Source organism: Gemella sp. GH3 (assembly GCF_013415425.1).
Lineage (GTDB): Bacteria > Bacillota > Bacilli > Staphylococcales > Gemellaceae > Gemelliphila.
On the sequence record NZ_JACBYC010000067.1, the window covers coordinates 1 to 412 of the forward strand.

2 protein-coding genes are annotated in these 412 nt (G+C 28.2%); both read left to right on the top strand.

Features of this window, described 5'->3' with window-relative positions; genetic code table 11:
- Nucleotides 1-234: 50S ribosomal protein L11 methyltransferase (locus HZY83_RS01650; protein ID WP_179942353.1), on the top strand; the 234-nt coding region annotated here is incomplete at its 5' end.
- 1 nt (nucleotide 235) lies between these two features.
- Nucleotides 236-412, top strand: a 177-nt coding sequence (locus HZY83_RS08350) for an RNA methyltransferase PUA domain-containing protein (protein ID WP_370520031.1), incomplete at its 3' end; no start/stop codon positions are given.

A 412-nucleotide genomic window follows, 5' to 3' on the forward strand; every position in this document is an offset into this window, starting at 1 on the left:
AAAAAAGAGAAATATAATATCGTTATTGCAAATATTCTTGCTCACATTATTGAAGAAATGATAGAAGATGCTTATAATACATTATTTGAAGAAGGATATTTTATTACTTCAGGTATTATAGAAGAAAAATATGAAGAGATAGAATCTCATATGAAGCGTGTTGGTTTTAATATTATTTCTGTAGAACATGACAACGGTTGGGTCTGCATCGTTGGTCAGAAAGTGAGTGATTAATTTGCAAAGATATTTTATTAATCAAAGCGCTGATAAACTTCAGCGCTTTTTTATTGAAAATAAAGAAGATATTCATCATATAAAAAATGTCATGCGTTATAGTGAAGGTGATTCAGTTATCGTTACATTTCTAGATCAAACAGTGTACAAGTGTCAAATAAAAGCTTTAAACGATAAT